This is a genomic window from Streptomyces sp. NPDC005494, assembly GCF_042872025.1.
In the GTDB taxonomy this organism is placed as follows: Bacteria; Actinomycetota; Actinomycetes; order Streptomycetales; family Streptomycetaceae; genus Streptomyces.
Window position 1 is genome coordinate 685,413 of the sequence record NZ_JBIAJR010000003.1, and the last position, 19,369, is coordinate 704,781.

Annotated in this window: 16 protein-coding genes; 9 read left to right on the forward strand and 7 right to left on the reverse strand. The window is 71.0% G+C overall.

Features of this window, described 5'->3' with window-relative positions; genetic code table 11:
• The first annotated feature begins 160 nt into the window (after nt 1–160).
• From ACFYQ6_RS13065 to ACFYQ6_RS13080, 4 genes are all read left to right on the forward strand, one after another.
• A complete protein-coding gene (locus tag ACFYQ6_RS13065; RefSeq protein WP_361573816.1) occupies nt 161–1,138 on the forward strand; it encodes a tetratricopeptide repeat protein in 978 nt (325 codons plus the stop codon).
• A 598-nt stretch (nt 1,139–1,736) separates the two neighbouring features.
• Entirely contained in the window at nt 1,737–2,378 is a 642-nt protein-coding gene (locus ACFYQ6_RS13070; RefSeq protein WP_361573818.1) for a DUF6230 family protein, read from the forward strand.
• Nucleotides 2,379–2,473: 95 nt separating this feature from the next.
• Complete coding sequence (locus tag ACFYQ6_RS13075; RefSeq protein WP_361573820.1) at nt 2,474–3,025, forward strand: DUF6114 domain-containing protein; 552 nt, start codon at nt 2,474–2,476, stop codon at nt 3,023–3,025.
• Entirely contained in the window at nt 3,015–4,337 is a 1,323-nt protein-coding gene (locus ACFYQ6_RS13080; RefSeq protein ID WP_361573822.1) for a hypothetical protein, read from the forward strand. The genes ACFYQ6_RS13075 and ACFYQ6_RS13080 overlap by 11 nt, the downstream gene beginning before the upstream one ends.
• 93 nt (nt 4,338–4,430) lie before the next feature.
• Here the strand turns inward: ACFYQ6_RS13080 and pyk are convergent, their stop codons facing one another.
• From pyk to pta, 3 genes are all read right to left on the reverse strand, one after another.
• Entirely contained in the window at nt 4,431–5,858 is a 1,428-nt protein-coding gene (gene pyk, locus ACFYQ6_RS13085; RefSeq protein WP_361573824.1) for a pyruvate kinase, read from the reverse strand.
• 74 nt (nt 5,859–5,932) lie between these two features.
• Complete coding sequence (locus ACFYQ6_RS13090) at nt 5,933–7,177, reverse strand: acetate kinase (protein WP_361573826.1); 1,245 nt, start codon at nt 7,175–7,177, stop codon at nt 5,933–5,935.
• A 5-nt stretch (nt 7,178–7,182) separates the two neighbouring features.
• Nucleotides 7,183–9,255 (reverse strand): phosphate acetyltransferase, encoded by a 2,073-nt coding sequence (gene pta, locus ACFYQ6_RS13095; protein WP_361573828.1) that lies wholly within the window; start codon nt 9,253–9,255, stop codon nt 7,183–7,185.
• Between the two features lie 243 nt (nt 9,256–9,498).
• On the opposite strand from pta, the gene ACFYQ6_RS13100 reads away from it, so the two are divergent.
• Nucleotides 9,499–10,524 carry an ATP-dependent 6-phosphofructokinase gene (locus tag ACFYQ6_RS13100; protein ID WP_356738415.1) on the forward strand — a complete coding sequence of 342 codons (1,026 nt, stop codon included), beginning with the start codon at nt 9,499–9,501 and terminating at the stop codon, nt 10,522–10,524.
• A gap of 312 nt (nt 10,525–10,836) precedes the next feature.
• Here the strand turns inward: ACFYQ6_RS13100 and ACFYQ6_RS13105 are convergent, their stop codons facing one another.
• The 3 genes from ACFYQ6_RS13105 to ACFYQ6_RS13115 all read right to left on the reverse strand — a co-directional run bounded on the left by ACFYQ6_RS13105 (nt 10,837) and on the right by ACFYQ6_RS13115 (nt 13,952).
• Entirely contained in the window at nt 10,837–11,460 is a 624-nt protein-coding gene (locus ACFYQ6_RS13105) for a helix-turn-helix domain-containing protein (RefSeq protein WP_388763027.1), read from the reverse strand.
• A 165-nt stretch (nt 11,461–11,625) separates the two neighbouring features.
• Nucleotides 11,626–12,300, reverse strand: coding sequence for a response regulator (locus ACFYQ6_RS13110; protein ID WP_388762885.1), 675 nt, complete (start codon nt 12,298–12,300; stop codon nt 11,626–11,628).
• Nucleotides 12,297–13,952: an ATP-binding protein gene (locus tag ACFYQ6_RS13115; protein WP_388762887.1), complete on the reverse strand. Its 1,656-nt coding sequence runs from the start codon at nt 13,950–13,952 to the stop codon at nt 12,297–12,299. Before ACFYQ6_RS13115 ends, ACFYQ6_RS13110 begins: the two co-directional genes overlap by 4 nt.
• A gap of 154 nt (nt 13,953–14,106) precedes the next feature.
• Here ACFYQ6_RS13115 and ACFYQ6_RS13120 point away from each other — a divergent pair, with 154 nt between their 5' ends.
• A complete protein-coding gene (locus ACFYQ6_RS13120) occupies nt 14,107–15,474 on the forward strand; it encodes a cation:dicarboxylate symporter family transporter (RefSeq protein WP_361573833.1) in 1,368 nt (455 codons plus the stop codon).
• Nucleotides 15,475–15,682: 208 nt separating this feature from the next.
• Nucleotides 15,683–16,924, forward strand: coding sequence for a hypothetical protein (locus ACFYQ6_RS13125; protein WP_388762889.1), 1,242 nt, complete (start codon nt 15,683–15,685; stop codon nt 16,922–16,924).
• Between the two features lie 17 nt (nt 16,925–16,941).
• Here the strand turns inward: ACFYQ6_RS13125 and ACFYQ6_RS13130 are convergent, their stop codons facing one another.
• A complete protein-coding gene (locus ACFYQ6_RS13130) occupies nt 16,942–18,402 on the reverse strand; it encodes a family 16 glycosylhydrolase (RefSeq protein WP_361573837.1) in 1,461 nt (486 codons plus the stop codon).
• 178 nt (nt 18,403–18,580) lie between these two features.
• Between ACFYQ6_RS13130 and ACFYQ6_RS13135 the strand changes: the two genes are divergently transcribed.
• Nucleotides 18,581–18,997, forward strand: a complete 417-nt coding sequence (locus ACFYQ6_RS13135; RefSeq protein WP_388762891.1) for a MerR family transcriptional regulator — start codon at nt 18,581–18,583, stop codon at nt 18,995–18,997.
• Nucleotides 18,994–19,338: a thioredoxin gene (gene trxA / locus ACFYQ6_RS13140; protein WP_356738429.1), complete on the forward strand. Its 345-nt coding sequence runs from the start codon at nt 18,994–18,996 to the stop codon at nt 19,336–19,338. Before ACFYQ6_RS13135 ends, trxA begins: the two co-directional genes overlap by 4 nt.
• Nucleotides 19,339–19,369 lie beyond the last annotated feature (31 nt).

Genomic DNA, 19,369 nt, shown 5'->3' on the forward strand with positions numbered 1-19,369 from the left:
AGCCACTGGCGCCGGGTGGGGACCCGGCGCCGAACAACGGGGTGATTCAGGGCCTCGGAGCCGTTTCCGTCCATGCGCCGCACACACCGGTGCGGCTGTGGGCGGGAGCGGTTCACGGATCGCTTTCCGGAACGGTGGGCTCAGGGGGGAGGATGTACCTATGCAGCCTAGGAACATGTCCATGAGCGGCGTCGTCGACCTCGCCGCTGTGAAGGCGGCCGGCGAGGCCAAGGCGAAGGCGGAGCAGGCCCGCGCGGAGTCGGCCAGGCAGGGGGGTGGCGGCGGCGTGTCCCCGGCCTCCCTGGTGATCGACGTCGACGAGGCGGGCTTCGAGACCGACGTCCTCCAGCGCTCCACCGAAGTCCCGGTCGTCATCGACTTCTGGGCCGAGTGGTGCGAGCCGTGCAAGCAGCTCGGCCCGCTCCTGGAGCGCCTCGCCACCGAGTACAACGGCCGCTTCGTGCTGGCCAAGGTCGATGTCGACGCCAACCAGATGCTGATGCAGCAGTTCGGGATCCAGGGCATCCCGGCGGTCTTCGCGGTGGTGGCCGGACAGGCCCTTCCGCTCTTCCAGGGCGCGGCCCCCGAGAGTCAGATCCGTCAGACGCTGGACCAGCTGATCCAGGTCGGTGAGGAGCGGTTCGGGCTCACCGGCATCGTCGTCGACCCGGACGCGGGCGCCGAGGGTGCGGGGAGCGCCCCCGCCGAGATTCCCGCCGGCCCGTACGACGCGCAGCTGGAAACGGCCGCGCAGGCGCTGGACGCCAACGACTTCGCCGGCGCGGTCGCGGCGTACAAGGGCATCCTGGCCGACGACCCGCTCAACACCGAGGCCAAGCTCGGGCTCGCCCAGGCCGAACTGCTGGGCCGGGTCGCGGGCGTGGACCCGCAGCAGGTCCGCAAGGAGGCCGCCGAGAATCCGGCCCAGCCGGCGGCGCAGATGGCGGCGGCCGACCTGGACCTCGTGGGCGGTCACGTCGAGGACGCCTTCGGCCGGCTCGTGGAGACGGTGCGCCGTAACTTCGGCGACGACCGCGACGCCGTGCGGGTGCGCCTCCTGGAGCTCTTCGAGGTGATCGGCCCCGACGACCCCCGGGTGGTCGCGGCCCGGACCGCCCTGGCGCGCGTCTTGTTCTGATGTGACAACACGGCCGTGGAGCCCTCCGGGCACCGCGGCCGTTTTCGCGGGTGGACGACAAAAACGCCTCTGCTTTACCAAAACTTGATAAAAGTAAGCCCTGTTACTCGCAGTAAATCGCCTCCCGGGATCTGTCCGGGTTGGGGCTGTAATCGTCCCGTTTCCGCGTCCCTTTGGTGCCACCCTGTGTGGCCGGACGGTACCCCCTTGTCATGTCCGGGTTATCGGGCCGTTACTAGCGAGTAACGACCCCCCTTGTGTCCCGGCCGCGAATGCACCACGATCGGCCACGCTCGGTCCAATACCCGCCAGCTCGACGGCCAGTCGGCGCAGACGGGTCCGTTGGGTCCCCACCGGGTGGTCGGCGGCAGTGGCGCCGATCGCGGACAGGGGGGTTCCTGCCCCTGGGCAGGGCCTGTCCGAACCGGCTGCGCAGACGCGCGGCCAGTGGTTGTCGCTCGGGGGTGATCGCCGGTGATTCGGATGCGGTACGCGCCTCCGGTCCGGGCGCTCTCCTTCCCGAGGACGTAGCACTTCTCCCATCCCAGGGCGGGCACATGCCCGTACCGGAGATGTACGTCCGAGAAGGAGGAAATTTATGAGTTCGCAGGTTCGCGGTGGTACCAGATGGAAGCGTTTCGCTCTGGTCATGGTGCCGAGCGTCGTCGCGACCGCAGCGGTCGGCGTCGGCCTGGCGCAGGGCGCGCTCGCCGCGTCGTTCAGCGTCTCCGGCCAGAGCTTCAAGGTCTCCACCGACAAGCTCGTCGGTGAGGACTTCGTCCAGTACGGCAGCGTCGCTGTCGGCAAGGACCTCAAGGGCAACGACGCGGCGCACCCGGTGGCCGTGTCGGGCTTCAGCAAGGCCACGATCACGAACATGTGCCAGTCGGTCGTGACGCCGAACCTGCCCTTCGGTCTCGGCAGCGTCAGCCTGGAGCTGAACGCGGGCACCGACCCGAAGAAGCCCGTCGAGGCGACCAACCTCTACCTCGACGTCGCCCAGCTCGACGCGGACGCGTACTTCGAGCAGATCGACATCGGCGTCGCGGCCGGTTCGGTCGGCAAGCCTGGCATCCAGGCCGGTACGGAGAAGGCCGTCAACCCGAACGGCTTCGCGCAGCGCGCCAAGACGGCGACGCTGTCCAACGTGGAGCAGACGGCGTGGGCGACCACCGCCGGCACCTTCAAGCTCAGCAACCTGAGCCTGAAGCTGCACAAGGGCGTCAAGGAGTGCTTCTAAGCACTCGCCCGGGTGGCCGGAGTGCTCCCTGAGGGCTTCCGGCCGCCCACCCCTTCTCTTCTCACAGCAGTACCGGTTCCAGGGAGCTGTTTTCCATGAGCCCCGAGTCCACAGGGCAGAACGAGCACCACCTCACCGTCTACCGGCGGGGATTCCGCACCTGGCGGGGTAACCGGCCGTTCTGGGCGGGCCTGTTCACCATCCTGGGTGGTCTACCCATCGCGTACTTCCCGTACGCCAACATGCACCTCGGCAACATGACGATCGCGATGTCCACCACTGCGGGTGCGGGGTCGCTGATCATCGGGGTCCTGCTCGTCACGCTGGGCCTGACGATGTGGTTCCACCACATCGTGCGGGTGTTCGCCGGTGTCGCCGCGATCCTGCTCGCACTGATCTCCATACCCGTCGCCAACATCGGCGGCTTCATCATCGGCTTCCTGTTCTCCCTCCTCGGCGGAGCCCTGTCCATCTCCTGGGTCCCGGGCGAGGACAAGAGCGACCTCGCGTCCGAAGGGGCCCACGGCGAGGCGCCCCGGATGCCGGAGCAGGGCCAGGGGTTCCACGACACCGCGGAGGCTCCGCGGAAGCCGCTGCTGTTCGACGTGGCGGCCGAGGGCGACGGCGGGAGTCATCGTGCGGGGTGACGAGACGCGGATGAACGACTTCGGGCCGGAGGACCTTCCGGAGCGAAGAGGGCCCCGCCACGCGGCGCCCAGGAAGTCGCTGCTGACGAAGCTTCACATGCCCGCGGGCAAGAAGGCGTTCGCGCTCGCCGCGATGCCGACGGCGGTCTTCGTGGGCATGGGTCTCACTCCCCGGCTGGCCATGGCCGACGACAGCACGGACATCCCCTTCGCGCCCGGCCCCTGTGTGACCCGCTCGGACGAGCCGGCCGAATCGCAGGAACCGGAGGCGGAGCCGACGCCGAGCGCCACCCCGTCCGCGGACGCGGGCAAGGACGGCGCGGACGACGGCGAGGCGGGCGAGGACAAGTCCGACGAGGCCGGCACGGACGACGGTGCCACGGCGCCGAAGCCCTCCGCGAGCGCGTCCGCAGAGGACGCGGCCGAGGAGGCCTCCGAGGAGAAGACCGCCCCGACGGCCACTCCCACGCCCACGAAGTCGACGAACCCTCTCGACCCGCTGGGTCTCGGTGACGCGCTCAAGGACCTCTTCGACGGCAAGGACGAGGCGACGGCCGAGCCGTCCGCCTCCGCCACCGAGGAGACCCCGGCGCCGTCGGAGTCCACCGCAGCGACCGAGCCGGTGAAGGAGGCCGCCGACGACGCGAAGGACGCGGCCGACGAGGTGAAGGACGCCGCTGACGAGGCGGCCGACGAGACCTCCGACGCCATCCGTGACGCCGCGGAGAAGGCGGGCGAGGACGTCGAGGAGCTGGACGAGGACGTCAAGGGCCTCGACCCGGTGAAGGACGAGGAGATCCCGGACGGCGCCAAGGAGCGCTTCCCGTGCCCGACCGCCGACCCCGACGCGCTCGCCGCGGCCGACCTGGAGCAGGGCATCCCGCTGCTCCCGGACGAGCCGTGGATCCTGGAGACCTCCAAGCTCACGCTCACCGGGCTCGACTACAAGGGCATCGTCGAGGTGAAGACGTACAGCGGCAGCATCAAGAAGGTGCTGAAGTTCACCGCGGACACCATCGACATCAAGGACCTGCACCAGCTGACGGAGGGCCCGAACGGTACGACGGGCCACGTCAAGGCGGAGGAGGGCTCGACCTCCACCATCCGCAACGGCACGGTGACCATGTACACGGAGAGCCTGAAGGGCAACCTCTTCGGCATCATCCCCGTCACCTTCAGCCCGGAGACCCCTCCGCCGCTGAACGTGCCCTTCGCCTTCTTCACCGACGCCACGGTGACCCAGGCCGGGCAGTTCGGCGGCTCGCTCAAGGTCCCCGGCCTGCAGAACTACTTCACCGGCGCCGACCGCTGACCCCATGACCCGTTCGGGAGCCGCACAACGGCCGTGGCCCGCACCCCGTGTTCACGGGATGCGGGCCACGGCCGTTCACCGCTGTGTGACGCGTCAGGCGTTCTCGCCGCTCAGGTGGTGGACCCGGACCATGTTGGTGGTGCCGGGGACGCCGGGGGGCGAACCGGCCGTGATGACCATCGTGTCGCCGTCGCTGTAGCGGTTCAGCTTCAGCAGCTCGGCGTCCACCAGGTCGACCATGGCGTCGGTGTTGTCCACGTGCGGGACGACGTACGACTCGACGCCCCAGCTCAGCGCGAGCTGGTTGCGGGTCGCCTCCTCCGTGGTGAAGGCCAGGATCGGCTGCGCCACGCGGTAGCGGGAGAGGCGGCGGGCGGTGTCACCGGACTTGGTGAAGGCCACCAGTGCCTTGCCGTCCAGGAAGTCCGCGATCTCGCAGGCGGCGCGCGCCACCGAACCGCCCTGTGTACGGGGCTTCTTGCCCGGCACCAGAGGCTGGAGGCCCTTGGAGAGGAGCTCCTCCTCGGCGGCGACGACGATCTTCGACATCGTCTTGACCGTCTCGATCGGGTAGGCGCCGACGGAGGACTCCGCCGACAGCATGACCGCGTCCGCGCCGTCCAGGATCGCGTTGGCGACGTCGGACGCCTCGGCGCGGGTCGGCCGCGAGTTGGTGATCATCGACTCCATCATCTGGGTCGCCACGATCACCGGCTTGGCGTTGCGGCGGCACAGCTCGATGAGGCGCTTCTGCACCATCGGGACCTTCTCGAGCGGATACTCGACGGCGAGGTCGCCACGGGCGACCATCACGGCGTCGAAGGCGGCGACGACGCCCTCCATGTGCTCGACGGCCTGCGGCTTCTCGACCTTGGCGATGACGGGGACCCGGCGGCCCTCCTCGTCCATCACCTTGTGCACGTCCTTGACGTCCTCGGCGTCCCGGACGAAGGACAGCGCGACCAGGTCGCAGCCCATCCGCAGGGCGAACCGCAGGTCCTCGACGTCCTTCTCGGACAGCGCGGGGACGTTGACCGCCGCACCCGGGAGGTTGATCCCCTTGTGGTCGGAGATGACACCGCCCTCGATGACGATGGTGGTGACCCGGGGGCCGTCGACCGAGACGACCTTCAGCTCGACGTTGCCGTCGTTGATCAGGATCGGGTCACCCTTGGCGACGTCGCCGGGCAGCCCCTTGTAGGTGGTGCTGCAGACCGACTTGTCGCCGGGGACGTCCTCGGAGGTGATGACGAACTCGTCCCCGCGGACCAGCTCGACGGGGCCCTCGGCGAACTTCCCGAGACGGATCTTTGGGCCCTGGAGGTCGGCGAGCACACCGACCGCGCGGCCGGTCTCGGCGGCGGCCTTGCGGACCCGGTCGTAACGGCCTTGGTGCTCCTCGTGGGTACCGTGACTGAAGTTGAAACGGGCCACGCTCATGCCGGCCTCGATCAGAGCGACGAGCTGCTCATGGGAGTCGACGGCGGGACCGAGGGTGCAGACGATTTTGGAACGGCGCATGAGGCGGATCCTATCGGTTTGTTTCACTGCGGAATATTCCGTCTGGTGGAAGATACAAAGGGGCGCGGGGCCGCTCAGTTGTGGACCAGGTCGAAGGTCTGACCGGCGATCTCCAGCTCCTCGTCCGTAGGTACGACGGCGACCGCCACGGCCGCGCCGTCGGGCGAGATCAGCCGTGGTTCGCCGGACCGTACGGCGTTGCGTTCCGCGTCCACGGCCAGGCCGAATCCCTCCAGTCCCGCGAGCGCAGCCTCCCGTACCGGAGCCGAGTTCTCCCCGACCCCCGCCGTGAAGACCACGGCGTCCACCCGGCCGAGGACCGCCGAATAGGCGCCGATGTACTTCTTCAGCCGGTGGATGTAGATGTCGAACGCGAGCGTGGCGCGCTCGTCGCCCTCGTCCACCCGGCGCCGGATCTCCCGCATGTCGTTGTCGCCGCAGAGGCCGACCAGCCCGCTCCTCTTGTTCAGCAGGACGTCGATCTCGTCCGTCGACATCCCCGCCACCCGCTTCAGGTGGAAGGTGACCGCCGGGTCGACGTCACCCGAACGCGTACCCATGACCAGCCCTTCCAAGGGGGTCAGGCCCATGGACGTCTCCACGCACCGGCCGCCCGCCACGGCGGAGGCCGAGGCGCCGTTGCCCAGGTGCAGCACGATCACGTTCACCTCGGACACCGGCCGGCCCAGCAGTGCGGCGGTGCGGCGCGAGACGTACGCGTGCGAGGTGCCGTGGAAGCCGTAACGGCGGATGCGGTGCGCGTCGGCGGTCTCGATGTCGATCGCGTACCGCGCCGCGTGCTCCGGCATCGTCGTGTGGAACGCCGTGTCGAAGACCGCGACCTGCGGCAGGTCCGGGCGCAGTGCCTGCGCCGTGCGGATCCCGGTGATGTTCGCCGGGTTGTGCAGCGGGGCCACCGGAACGAGCCGCTCGATCTCCTTGAGCACCTCGTCGGTGATCACCGTGGGCTCGCTGAACTTCAGTCCGCCGTGCACCACCCGGTGGCCGATCGCCGCCAGCTCGGGGGAGTCGAGGCCGAGCCCGTCGGCCGCCAGCTCGTCCGCCGCGGCCTTCAGCGCCTGCTCGTGGTCGGCGATCCGCCCGGTGCGCTCGCGGGGCTCACCACCGCCCGTCAGCGGGGTGTGCACCAGCCGGGAGGAGGACTCCCCGATCCGCTCGACCAGACCGGTGGCCAGACGGGACCGGTCCCGCATGTCCAGCAGCTGGTACTTCACGGACGAGGATCCGGAGTTGAGCACGAGTACGCGGTGGGCGTCGTTCACGGAGCGGGAGCCTTCGGTGGTGGGGTCGGTGGTCATCGCGGTCATTCCTCGCCCTGCGCCTGGATCGCCGTGATGGCCACCGTGGTGACGATGTCCTGGACCAGGGCGCCACGCGACAGGTCGTTGACCGGCTTGCGGAGTCCCTGCATGACCGGGCCGACCGCGACCGCGCCGGCCGAGCGCTGGACCGCCTTGTAGGTGTTGTTGCCGGTGTTGAGGTCGGGGAAGATCAGCACGGTCGCGCGGCCCGCCACCTCCGACGCCGGCAGCTTGGTCGCGGCGACGGACGGCTCGACCGCCGCGTCGTACTGGATCGGGCCCTCGATCATCAGGTCCGGACGCGCGGCGCGCACCCGCTCCGTGGCCTCGCGCACCTTGTCGACGTCGGCGCCGGTGCCGGAGGTGCCCGTCGAGTACGAGAGCATCGCGATCCGGGGCTCCACGCCGAAGCGGGAAGCGGTGGCCGCCGACTGCACCGCGATGTCCGCGAGCTGTTCCGCGTCCGGGTCCGGGTTGACCGCGCAGTCGCCGTAGACCAGGACCTTGTCGGCGAGGCACATGAAGAACACGGAGGAGACGATCGAGGCCTCCGGCTTCGTCTTGATGATCTCGAACGCCGGGCGGATCGTCGCGGCGGTGGAATGCACCGAGCCGGAGACCATGCCGTCCGCGTGGCCCTCCTGGACCATCAGGGTGCCGAAGTAGTTGACGTCCGAGACGACGTCGTACGCCAGCTCCACCGTCACTCCGCGGTGCGCGCGCAACTCGGCGTACCGCTCGGCGAAGCCCTGGCGCAGCTCCGAGGTCTGCGGGTCGACGATCAGGGTCTCTCCGAGGTCGATGCCCAGGTCGGCGGCCTTCTTCCGGATGACGTCGGTGTCCCCGAGCAGGGTCAGGTCGCAGACGTCGCGGCGCAGCAGGACGTCCGCGGCGCGCAGGACGCGCTCCTCCGTGCCCTCCGGCAGCACGACCCGGCGGCGGTCGGAGCGGGCCTGCTCCAGCAGTTCGTGCTCGAACATCATCGGGGTGACCCGGCCGCTGCGGGCCACCGAGATCCGCTCCAGCAGTGCGCCGGTGTCCACGTGGCGCTCGAAGAGGCCGAGGGCGGTCTCCGCCTTACGGGGCGTCGCGGCGTTCAACTTGCCTTCGAGGGCGAAGAGTTCACCCGCCGTGGGGAAGGACCCGCCGGTCACGGCGACGACCGGTGTGCCCGGTGCGAGACGGGCCGCCAGCCGGAGTATCTCCTCGCCGGGGCGCTCGTTCAGGGTGAGCAGGAGGCCGGCGATGGGCGGCGTGCCGGCGCTGTGCGCCGCGAGCGAACCGATGACCAGGTCCGCACGGTCGCCGGGGGTGACGACCATGCAGCCCGGGGTCAGTGCCTTGAGGAGGTTCGGCAGCATCGCGCCGCCGAAGACGAAGTCCAGGGCGTCCCTGGCGAGACCCGAGTCGTCGCCCAGGAGAACCGTTCCGCCCAATGCCGCCGTGATCTGGGCGACGGTGGGCGCGGAGAGCGCCGGGTCGTCCGGCAGCACCGAGCAGGGGACCGGTAGCTGGGTCCGCAGCCCTTCGGCGATGACCTCCCGGTCGTCGGAAGCCACCCGGTTCACGATCATCGCCAGGACGTCACAGCCGAGGCCGGCGTACGCCCGGTAGGCGTTGCGCGTCTCGGCGCGCACGGACTCGGCGTCCTGGTCCTTGCCGCCGACCACCGCGATGACGGATGCGCCGAACTCGTTGGCGAGCCGGGCGTTCAGCGCCAGCTCGTCGGGGAGCTGGGTGGCGGCGAAGTCGCTTCCGAGGACCAGTACGACCTCGTAGTCGCGGGCCACCCGGTGGAAGCGCTCGACGAGCAGGGAGGCCAGCTCGTCGGTCCCCTTCTCCGCCTGGATCGCGGACGCCTCGTGGTAGTCCACGCCGAACACGGTCTCCGGGCTCTGCGAGAGGCGGTAGCGCGCCCGCAGCAGGTCGAACAGCCGGTCGGGCCCGTCGTGGACGAGCGGCCGGAAGACGCCGACCCGGTCCACCTGACGCGTCAGTAGCTCCATGACTCCCAGATCGACGACCTGGCGGCCGTCTCCCCGGTCGATCCCGGTCACGTACACACTGCGCGTCACGCGTGGTCTCCGTCCTGTTTGGCTGACATCGCCCTCTTGACGATACCCACCGGGGCAGGTATGCCGCCCGCCGGACCGTATGCCCGGTACGGGCCGCCTCCGAACCCCTGACGGCCCTGTGCGGGCGAGGCCGGAAGCGCGGGGGCGGGGCCCGGCGTGGGACAATCGTCTTGGCTCACGGTACGGGGGTTTCTCGACGGGTCCCCGGAATGCATGGCACTAGCGAGCAGGAGACAGAGCAGGATGCGCATCGGAATTCTCACCGCAGGCGGCGACTGCCCAGGCCTGAACGCCGTGATCCGGTCGGTCGTGCACCGCGCCGTGGTGGGCCACGGCGATGAGGTCATCGGCTTCGAGGACGGCTTCAAGGGGCTGCTCGACGGCCACTTCCGGCCTCTCGACCTGAACGCCGTCAGCGGCATCCTGGCCCGCGGCGGCACGATCCTCGGCTCGGCACGGCTGGAGCGCGACCGGCTGCGCGAGGCCGCCGAGAACTGCGCGGAGCTGTCCCTCCGTTACGGCATCGACGCGTTGATCCCGATCGGCGGCGAGGGCACGCTCACCGCGGCCCGCATGCTCTCCGACGCCGGGATGCCCGTCGTGGGCGTCCCGAAGACGATCGACAACGACATCTCGGCCACCGACCGGACCTTCGGCTTCGACACCGCCGTGGGCGTCGCGACCGAGGCCATAGACCGCCTCAAGACCACGGCCGAGTCGCACCAGCGCGTCATGGTCGTCGAGGTCATGGGCCGCCACGCGGGCTGGATCGCCCTGGAGTCCGGCATGGCCGGCGGCGCGCACGGGATCTGCCTGCCCGAGCGGCCCTTCCAGGTCGACGACCTGGTCAAGATGGTCGAGGAACGCTTCGCGCGCGGCAAGAAGTTCGCCGTCATCTGCGTCGCCGAGGGCGCGCACCCGGCCGAGGGCTCGATGCCGTACGCCAAGGGCGAGATCGACCAGTTCGGCCACGAGCGCTTCAAGGGCATCGGCAACCGTCTGGCCGCGGAGCTCGAACTCCGCCTGGGCAAGGAGGCGCGGCCGGTCATTCTCGGCCATGTGCAGCGCGGGGGCACCCCGACGGCGTACGACCGGGTGCTCGCCACCCGCTTCGGGTGGAACGCGGTGGAGGCCGTCCACCGCGGCGACTTCGGCCGCATGACGGCGCTGCGCGGGACCGACATCGTGATGGCCCCGCTGGCGGACGCCGTGACCCGGCTGAAGACCGTCCCCAGCGACCGGATGTACGAGGCCGAGTCGGTCTTCTGATCCGTCGACCGCAACCCCGCCCGACGGCACAGCGGCCCCGGCCGTCCCCTTGTGGACGGCCGGGGCCGCCGGCGTTCCAGGCACTGCCGGCCTCCCTCGCGCGCGCCTGCGGCTGCGGGCCGGCGGAGGCGGACCCGCGCCTGCGGCTTGCTGGCCGGGGGAGGCGGACCCGCGCCTGCGGCTGCGGACCGGCGAAGGCTGATGCCTGGCCGGCGGTCCGCAAGGCGAGCCCCGGAAGCGAGCGCGAGGGGGCGGCCCAGTTGTACTCCTCGGGCCCGGTGGGCGGCTGAGTCCCGGGCGGCCTCGGCGGTCTCAGATGCCGGCCGTCCGCCAGAACTCCTCGACGACCCGGTCCAGGTACTCCCGCCCCGCGTCGCCCGCCGTCCCGTCACGGTCACGCCCCGCGGTGTTCCAGCTCAGCGTCGACACCATCAGGGCCTGGTAGTCGGCGTGCAACTGCTCCAGCACGTTCTGGAGGAGGATGCGGTCCAGCGGTACGAGCTTGTCGACCGGCCGCACGTACGCCTGCCAGCGGGTCGTCACCGCCCGCGTCAGCAGGTCCTTCAACTCCTCGTTCCGGCCGGTGGCCGTCAGGAACTGCGCCGCGGACATGCCCAGCGCGTCGCAGAGCGCCACGGCCTGGCGCTCGTTGCCCCGCCAGCGGCCCGACTCCTCGATCCGCTGGTACACCGCGGCCGACATCCCCAGCTTCCGGGCCAGTTCGTCCACGGCGACGTCCCGGGCGAGCCGGTGCTCGCGCAACGTGCCCGCAGAGGAGAGGAGTTCACCCGGAGCGCACCACAGCACCCCGGCCAGAGCCATCAGTTCGCGTTCGCCGGGCAGGGCCGTACCGCGCTCCCAGGCCATCACGGTCTCTGCCGTGATCTGGAGTCCGTACTGGGCGCCGAGCCCGTACGCAACATGTCCGGGAGCCATTCCCAGCGCCTCGCGCAAGCGGCGCGCGGCGGGGGCGTTGAAGGGCGGGGTGGGGTGCACGGCCCCACCGTAGAAGGCGGAGAACGCCCTGGCTACAGGCTGTTCCTATCAGTTCACCCTTCGTATGATCCTCCTAGCGGGGGCCTTCCGGCGGCGCCCGCGCGATCATCGGGTTTCGGCCACCCAGCGGTAGTGCAGCTCGGGCCGGCCGACCTGGCCGTAGCTGGGCCGGCGTTCCGCCCGGCCCGCCGTCACCAGATGCTCCAGATAGCGGCGTGCGGTGATCCGCGACATCCCCAGCTCCTGCCCGGCGGCCGTCGCCGTCAGCCCCTCGCGTGCCTCCCGCAGCGCTCCGGTCACCGACTCCAGCGTCGGTCCGCTCAGGCCCTTGGGCAGCGTGGCCGGGTCCGCGACCCGCAGGGCGCCGAGGGCCCGGTCCACCTCCTCCTGGCCGCTCGCCTCACCGGCCGCCGCCCGGAACTCGGCATAGCGCACGAGCCGGTCCCGCAGGGTGGGGTAGGTGAACGGCTTCAGCACGTACTGCACGACCCCGAGCGACACGCCCTCCCGCACCACCGCCAGGTCGCGCGCCGACGTCACGGCGATGACGTCGGCGCCGTGGCCCGCCGCCCGCAGCGACCGCAGCAGTTGCAGGCCGTGGCCGTCGGGCAGATAGAGGTCGAGGAGCAGCAGGTCCACCGCCGTCCGGTCCAGGGCCCGCACGGCCTCGGCCCGGGAGTGGGCCACGGCCGCCACCTCGAAGCCAGGCACCCGGTCCACGTACAGCTGGTGGGCGTCGGCGGCCACCGGATCGTCCTCCACGACCAGTACGCGGATCATGCCGTCACCACCTCGGCTCTCGGCCCCCGGCCGTCCAGGGGCAGCCGTACCGTGAACTCCGCGCCCCCGTCCGCCGCCCGGCCGAGCGTCACCGTGCCGCCGTTGCGGTGGACGGCCTGCCGTACGAGCGCCAGGCCCAGGCCGCGGCCCGCCCCGTGGGTCGTCCAGCCCCGGCCGAACACCTCGTCCGCGTCGTCGGGGCCGATCCCGCCGCCCGTGTCCGCCACCCGCAGCAGCAGCTCGCCCCCGTCCGTGCGCGCCGTCACGGTGACCAGGGCCCGTGTCGCCGTGCGCTGCGCCGGGACGGCCCCGCCGTCGCCCTGACCCGCCTCGGACGCGGCGTCCACCGCGTTGTCGATCAGGTTGCCGAGAATCGTGACCAGGTCCCGTGCGGCCAGTGACCGCGGCAGCGCCCCGTCGTCGATCAGGCTGTCCCGCGCGAGCACCAGCTCCACACCGCGCTCGTTGGCCTGCGCCGCCTTGCCGAGCAGCAGCGCGGCGAGCACCGGTTCGGCCACCGCCCCCACCACCCGGTCGGTGAGCACCTGCGCCAGTTCCAGCTCGGCCGTCGCGAACTCCACCGCCTCGTCGACCCGGCCCAGCTCGATCAGCGACACCACGGTGTGCAGCCGGTTCGCCGCCTCGTGCGCCTGTGAGCGCAGCGCCTGGGTGAAACCGCGCTCCGAGTCCAGCTCGCCCGACAGCGCCTGGAGCTCCGTGTGGTCCCGCAGGGTCACCACCGTGCCGCGCCGCTCGCCGCCGACCACCGGGCTGGTGTTGACGACGATCACCCGGTCCGCCGTCAGGTGGACCTCGTCCACCCGCGGCTCGGACGCGAGGAGCGCCCCGGTCAGCGGTGCCGGAAGCGCGAGCTCGTCGACCCGCCGTCCGACCGATCCGGGTGCCAGCCCCAGCAGGTCCCGGCCCGCGTCGTTGATCAGGGCGACCCGGCGCTGCCCGTCCAGCATCAGCAGCCCCTCGCGCACCGCGTGCAGCGTGGCCTCGTGGTAGGTGTGCATCCGGCTCAGCTCCCGGGCGTTCATCCCGTGGGTGTGCCGCCGCAGCCTGGCGTTGATCACGTACGTCCCGAGCGCGCCGATCAGCAGCGCGGCGCCCGCCGCCGTCCCCAGCGCGCCGAGCTGTTCCCGTACCTGTGTGGAGACCCGCTCCACGGTGATCCCCGCGCTGACCATGCCGACGATCCTGCCGCCGTCGTGGACCGGCGTGACCACGCGTATCGAGGGGCCCAGCGTGCCGGTGTAGGTCTCCTCGAAGGTCTCGCCGAGCAGCGCGCGATCCGTGTGCCCGATGAAGCTCCTGCCGATCTCGGAGCGGTCCGGGTGGGTCCAGCGGACCCCCTGCGGATCCATGATCGTGACGAAGGCGATCCCGGTGTCCTCGCGGACCCGCTCCGCGTACGGCTGGAGTACGGCGGAGGGGTCCGGGGTACGGATCGCCTCCCGCACCGACGGGGATCCGGCCATGGCGAGAGCGGCTGCCCGCACCTGCCGCGCCGCGGTCTCCTCCGCCTGGGACCGGCCGGAGGCGTACGTGAAGAGCGCGCACCCCGCGACGACCGCGGCCACGAGCAGGGCCTGCATGGCGAACAGCTGGCCGGCCAGGCTGCGGGGGACGGTACGGGGCAGACGCATGGCACCCAGTCTGCCTGTCGGCGACCACCGGCCCAAGGTGGCCGATAAGCGTCCGTGAACGATATGAACGCAAGGGTGACGGCCGTCACAGGGAAGTGGATAGTCACCGGAGCCCCCAGGGACGGGGAGCCGCCGCACACCCGAGGAGACCCCCGTGGCAGAGAAAGCCGCACGACGGGACCGCACCCACTATCTGTACCTGGCCGTGATCGCCGCCGTGGTGCTGGGCATCACGGTGGGCCTCGTGGCTCCCGACTTCGCCGTGGAGCTCAAGCCGATCGGCACCGGTTTCGTCAACCTCATCAAGATGATGATCTCGCCCATCATCTTCTGCACGATCGTGCTGGGCGTCGGCTCCGTACGGAAGGCCGCGAAGGTCGGCGCCGTCGGTGGTCTGGCCCTCGGCTACTTCCTGGTCATGTCGACCGTCGCCCTGGCCATCGGCCTCGTCGTCGGCAACCTCCTGGAGCCCGGCTCCAGCCTCCACCTCACCGAGGCGGCCCGTGCCGCCGGTGAGGAGCAGGCCTCGGGTGCCAGCGAGTCCACCGTGGACTTCCTGCTCGGCATCATCCCCACCACCATGGTCTCGGCGTTCACCGAGGGCGAGGTCCTCCAGACCCTGCTGATCGCCCTGCTCGCGGGCTTCGCGCTCCAGGCCATGGGCTCGGCCGGCGAGCCGGTCATCCGGGGCATCGGCCACATCCAGCGCCTCGTCTTCCGCATCCTCGCCATGATCATGTGGGCCGCGCCGGTCGGAGCCTTCGGTGCGATGGCCGCGGTGGTCGGCGAGACGGGCGTGGACGCGCTGAAGTCCCTCGCGATCATCATGATCGGCTTCTACGTCACCTGCGCGCTCTTCGTGTTCCTGATCCTGGGCGCGATCCTGCGCCTGGTGGCCGGGGTCAACATCTTCACGCTGCTGAAGTACCTGGGCCGTGAGTTCCTGCTGATCCTGTCCACCTCGTCGTCCGAGTCGGCCCTGCCACGGCTGATCGCGAAGATGGAGCACATGGGCGTCAGCAAGCCCGTCGTCGGCATCACCGTGCCGACCGGCTACTCCTTCAACCTCGACGGCACGGCGATCTACCTCACGATGGCCTCGCTGTTCATCGCCAACGCCACGGGTGACCCGCTGACCCTCGGCGAGCAGATCTCGCTGCTGGTCTTCATGGTCATCGCGTCGAAGGGCGCCGCGGGCGTCACCGGCGCCGGTCTGGCCACCCTCGCAGGCGGCCTCCAGTCGCACCGCCCCGAACTGGTCGACGGTGTCGGCCTGATCGTCGGCATCGACCGGTTCATGAGCGAGGCCCGCGCCCTGACGAACTTCGCGGGCAACGCCGTGGCCACCGTGCTGGTCGGCACCTGGACCAAGGAGATCGACCGGGAGCGGGTGGACCAGGTCCTCTCCGGCGCGCTCCCGTTCGACGAGAAGACGATGACGGACGACGCCCACGGCGGCGAGCCGCACGTCCCCGACGCCAGGGACGGCGGCGAGGAGCAGCCCTCGCTCGTGAAGGTGTGACGAGGGCCTGACGCATGACCGGGCGGCCGGTACGGGATCCCCGTACCGGCCGCCCGCGTGTGACCGCACGGACCCCGTGCCCGCCTCTCCGGACACCCGGACGCGCCGGTCCGAGGACGTGATCATTCCGTGCTGGCGCCCGGCCGCCGTCCCGCGCAGTATCACTGTCCTGACCAGGCGCGACGGGTGTCCTGACCAGAGACAAGGGGTGGGGACGCTGAGGACCGGACGACACTGGAGAGCCACGGTCGCACTGCTGCTGCCGGCCGTCGTCGGCGCCGCCGGGTGCGCCGCCGGGGACCGGCCCGAGCCGGGGGAGTCTGTCTACGGGCTGCCGCTCGCCGAGCAGTTCCAGGCCGCGACGGACGCCACGCGCGACGCGGGCACCGCCGCGTTCGTGTCGACGCTGGTCTACGGGGCGGCCGGTGGCGACGCCGTCCACGAGGCGAAGGGGAGCCAGGACTACGGGCGAGGCACGTCCCTCGCGACGCTGGGCCTGACCGCGGGACGCCACTTCCCGGCGCAGGACCTGGAGTTCCTGCGGAGATCCGCCCCGGAAGGGAGGCAGACCGTGGCCACCGCCGAGGACGACGTCTACGTCCGGAACGGCGACGCCGCCTGGCTGCGCTACACCCCCGAAGCGGTCAACGAGCTCGGCGAGACCACCGGTGTGATCGCCGCGCACGCCGCCGGTGACACGGCCCCGTACAGCGGGACCCTCGCCGACCTGGTGCCGCGGGTGATCCCACGGGAGAAGCCAGAGCGCCGGGAGGACGGCAGCCGCGTCTACCGGGTGACCGCGCTCCCCGAGGTCGCCGCCGAGCTGCTCCCCCGGGACCTGCAGAGCCTCCAGCGGGACTGGGGCACAAAGCCCGTCCAGCTCACCGTGCGCCTGGACGCGGAGGGGAGGCTGGCATCGGCGACCGCCGACCTCGGCCCCGTCCTGGCCAGGCTCCATGAGCAGAGGGTCCTCCCCGAGGTGAAGCAGCTGCGCGCCTCGTACGCGCTCAGCGCGTTCGGTGAACCGGTGAAGGGCAAGGGGCCGGACGCCGGCGGGCGTCCCGTCGAGGACGCGGGCAAGGTGCTGGCCCCGATCGGTGCGCTCGACGACGGCCGGTGCGCCACCACCGGCGACACGGGACTCGGTTCCACGACGGTCGTCCGGCCCGTGGAGTGCGCGGACCGGCACGACCTGCGGGTGCTGGCCCAGGTCAAGGTGGACCGGGTGCTCCCCGGCAGGCAGGACATCGCGAACGGTGACTCGTACGCCAGGGTGGAGTGCGCGCGGGCGCTGGCCGCCGCGCCGGAGGACTGGCAGCGCGGCGGCGCGTACGCTCAGGGCTTCGGTCTCGTCGGTTCCTCCCAGGTGGGCAGCAGATTCAGCATGGGTCGAGGCGGGGCGAAGACGACGGTGACAGGCGATTACACCTGTTACCTCACGACGTCCTGACGCCCCGTCACGCCCCGTCAGCCGAACGGGATGCGGACGGCGGACTGGTTGCCGACCCCCACGGTGCTCGATCCGTTGCCGATGGCGTTCCAGACCTCCACCTTCACCGTGCCGTTCACGAGGTTGCCGTGGCTCCCGGTGGAGGACTTGAGCCCCTTGGCCTGCGTGTAGTGCTCGTACCCGTTGACGGGATCGGTGGCGAAGTAGTTGTACGTCTCCGTGCGGTCCCAGGTCCCGTCGCCGGTCCGGTCGTAACTCACCCTGACCTGCTGCCCGTTGGCGATGGTCGTGCCCGAGTCCGTGAACAGGTCGAACTGGGTCGAGCCGCCGTCGTACGTCCGGGTGACGCCCGTGGCGGTGAAGGTCTGCGGGCTGTGCGGAGTGCCGTCGTAGTTGGCCCCGCCGGCCGAGGCGACCGTCACCGAGGAGGCGGCGGACTGGGCTGCCCCGAGGCCTCCGCCGCTGCGCAGGACGAGGGTGGAGGAGCCGGTGGGCGGGTTCGTGGGCGGGTCGGTCGTCCCGCTGCCGCCCTTGGTCCAGACGCCCACGTAGTCGACGAGCATGGGCCGGCCGGGCACGGTCTCGGCGGTCGGGGTGGAGCCGCCGAGGGCGTTCGGGAACGCCCCGCCGATCGCGAGGTTCAGCAGGAGGAAGTAGCCGGCGTGGTCGGTCATGTTCGCCCACGTCGTGGCGTCCAGCTGGCTCTGGGTGACGCTGTGGAAGAGCTCTCCGTCGACGTACCAGCGCAGGGCGTTGGGGGTGACGGCGCGGTCCCACTCGAAGCGGTAGGTGTGGAACGCGGACTGGCAACTGGCACCCGGGCAGGTGCGGCTGTTGCCGAGCCCGGTGGTCTCGTTGCAGGGGCCGCCCGGGTTGACCCCGCAGTGGAGCACGCCCCAGACGGAGTTGATCCCGTTGACGTTCTCCATGATGTCGAACTCGCCGATGCCCGGCCAGTTCCAGTAGTTGCCCCGGTACGGGGAGCCGAGCGCCCAGAACGCCGGCCAGTAGCCCAGGGCCGCGTTGCCGGTCACGTTCGGCATCTGGACGCGGCCCTCGATGCGCAGGGTGCCGCCGGCCGGAGCCTTGAAGTCGGCCCGCTTGGTCTCGATGCGGCCGGAGGTCCAGTTGCCCGCACCGTCGCGGAGCGGGGTGATGCGGAGGTTGCCGCTGCCGTCGAGGCTGACGTTGTCGGGGCTGGAGGTGTAGTTCTGGATCTCTCCCGTGCCCCAGTTGCCGGGGCCTCCGGGGTAGCCGTGGCCCGTGTCTATCTGCCAGTTCGTGGAGGACGGCAGGCTGCCGTTCGCGCCGTTGAAGTCGTCACTCCACTGCAGGTTCCAGCCGGGTGTGCTCGGTACGTCACCCCGGGCGGACCCGGAACCGGCGACGGTGATCACTCCGGCGAGGACGAGGGCCAGGGCGGTGAGGACGGCGAGGACGGTCGTGCGTCTGTGGGGGATGGTGCGGCTCGTACGCAAGGGGACCTCCGGTGGGGACGGTGCCGGGAAGGTACTTTTGAGAGCGCTCTCAGAGTTATTTAGTTGCACTCGGAGCGCCCGTCAATGGCCCCGGCCGTTCAACTTCCGGAAAGCGCGGGCGCTTGGGCCCCGCCGTACGGCTTGCCTTGACGTCGGCGTCAAGGATTACGGTCGCGGTATGCGAATCGGGGAACTGGCCGAACGCGCCGGGACGACGGCACGGACGCTTCGGTACTACGAGTCACGGGGCCTGCTGCACGCCCGCCGGGCGGACAACGGCTACCGCACGTACGACGAGAGCGACCTGCGGCTGATCCAGCAGATCCGGACCCTCCAGGACTTCGGGTTCGACCTGGAGGAGACGCGCCCCTTCGTCGACTGCCTGCGCGCCGGCCACCCGGCCGGCGACTCCTGCCCCGCCTCGCTCGCCGTCTACCGGCGCAAGCTCGGCGAGCTGGACGCGCTCATCGGCCAACTGCGGTCGGTGCGCACGGAGGTCGGCGCGCAGCTCGCGCGCGCCGAGCTGGAGGCCTCCGCCGAGCTGGCGGGCGGCCCCGAGCCACGATGCGAACTGAACTGGGAGGACGACAGATGATCCACGTGGAAGGTGTCGCGGAGGTCACCGACACGACGTTCGACACGGAGGTGCTGGGAGCCGGGCTGCCGGTCCTGGTCGAGTTCACGGCCGACTGGTGCGGACCCTGCCGCCAGCTCGCCCCCGTGCTCGGCGCGATCGCCAGGGAGGAGGCGGGCCGCCTCAAGATCGTCCAGATCGACGTGGACCACAACCCGGCCGTCACGAGCCGCTACGCGGTGCTGTCGATGCCGACGCTGATGGTCTTCCAGGACGGTGAACCGGTGAAGTCCATGGTCGGCGCCCGGCCGAAGCGCCGGCTGCTCCAGGAACTGGAGGACGTACTGCCCGCGGCGGTCTGAGCCGGCCGGACCAGGCCTCCTCCGCGAGCAG

Bases quoted from the DNA above. Each gene is read 5' to 3' on its own strand.
- ACFYQ6_RS13065 (WP_361573816.1), top strand. From the start codon at position 161: ATGCAGCCTAGGAACATGTCCATGAGCGGCGTCGTCGACCTCGCCGCT.
- ACFYQ6_RS13070 (WP_361573818.1), top strand. From the start codon at position 1,737: ATGAGTTCGCAGGTTCGCGGTGGTACCAGATGGAAGCGTTTCGCTCTG.
- ACFYQ6_RS13075 (WP_361573820.1), top strand. From the start codon at position 2,474: ATGAGCCCCGAGTCCACAGGGCAGAACGAGCACCACCTCACCGTCTAC.
- pyk (WP_361573824.1), bottom strand. From the start codon at position 5,858: ATGCGCCGTTCCAAAATCGTCTGCACCCTCGGTCCCGCCGTCGACTCC.
- ACFYQ6_RS13090 (WP_361573826.1), bottom strand. From the start codon at position 7,177: ATGACCACCGACCCCACCACCGAAGGCTCCCGCTCCGTGAACGACGCC.
- ACFYQ6_RS13100 (WP_356738415.1), top strand. From the start codon at position 9,499: ATGCGCATCGGAATTCTCACCGCAGGCGGCGACTGCCCAGGCCTGAAC.
- ACFYQ6_RS13105 (WP_388763027.1), bottom strand. From the start codon at position 11,460: ATGGCTCCCGGACATGTTGCGTACGGGCTCGGCGCCCAGTACGGACTC.
- ACFYQ6_RS13110 (WP_388762885.1), bottom strand. From the start codon at position 12,300: ATGATCCGCGTACTGGTCGTGGAGGACGATCCGGTGGCCGCCGACGCC.
- ACFYQ6_RS13115 (WP_388762887.1), bottom strand. From the start codon at position 13,952: ATGCGTCTGCCCCGTACCGTCCCCCGCAGCCTGGCCGGCCAGCTGTTC.
- ACFYQ6_RS13135 (WP_388762891.1), top strand. From the start codon at position 18,581: ATGCGAATCGGGGAACTGGCCGAACGCGCCGGGACGACGGCACGGACG.
- trxA (WP_356738429.1), top strand. From the start codon at position 18,994: ATGATCCACGTGGAAGGTGTCGCGGAGGTCACCGACACGACGTTCGAC.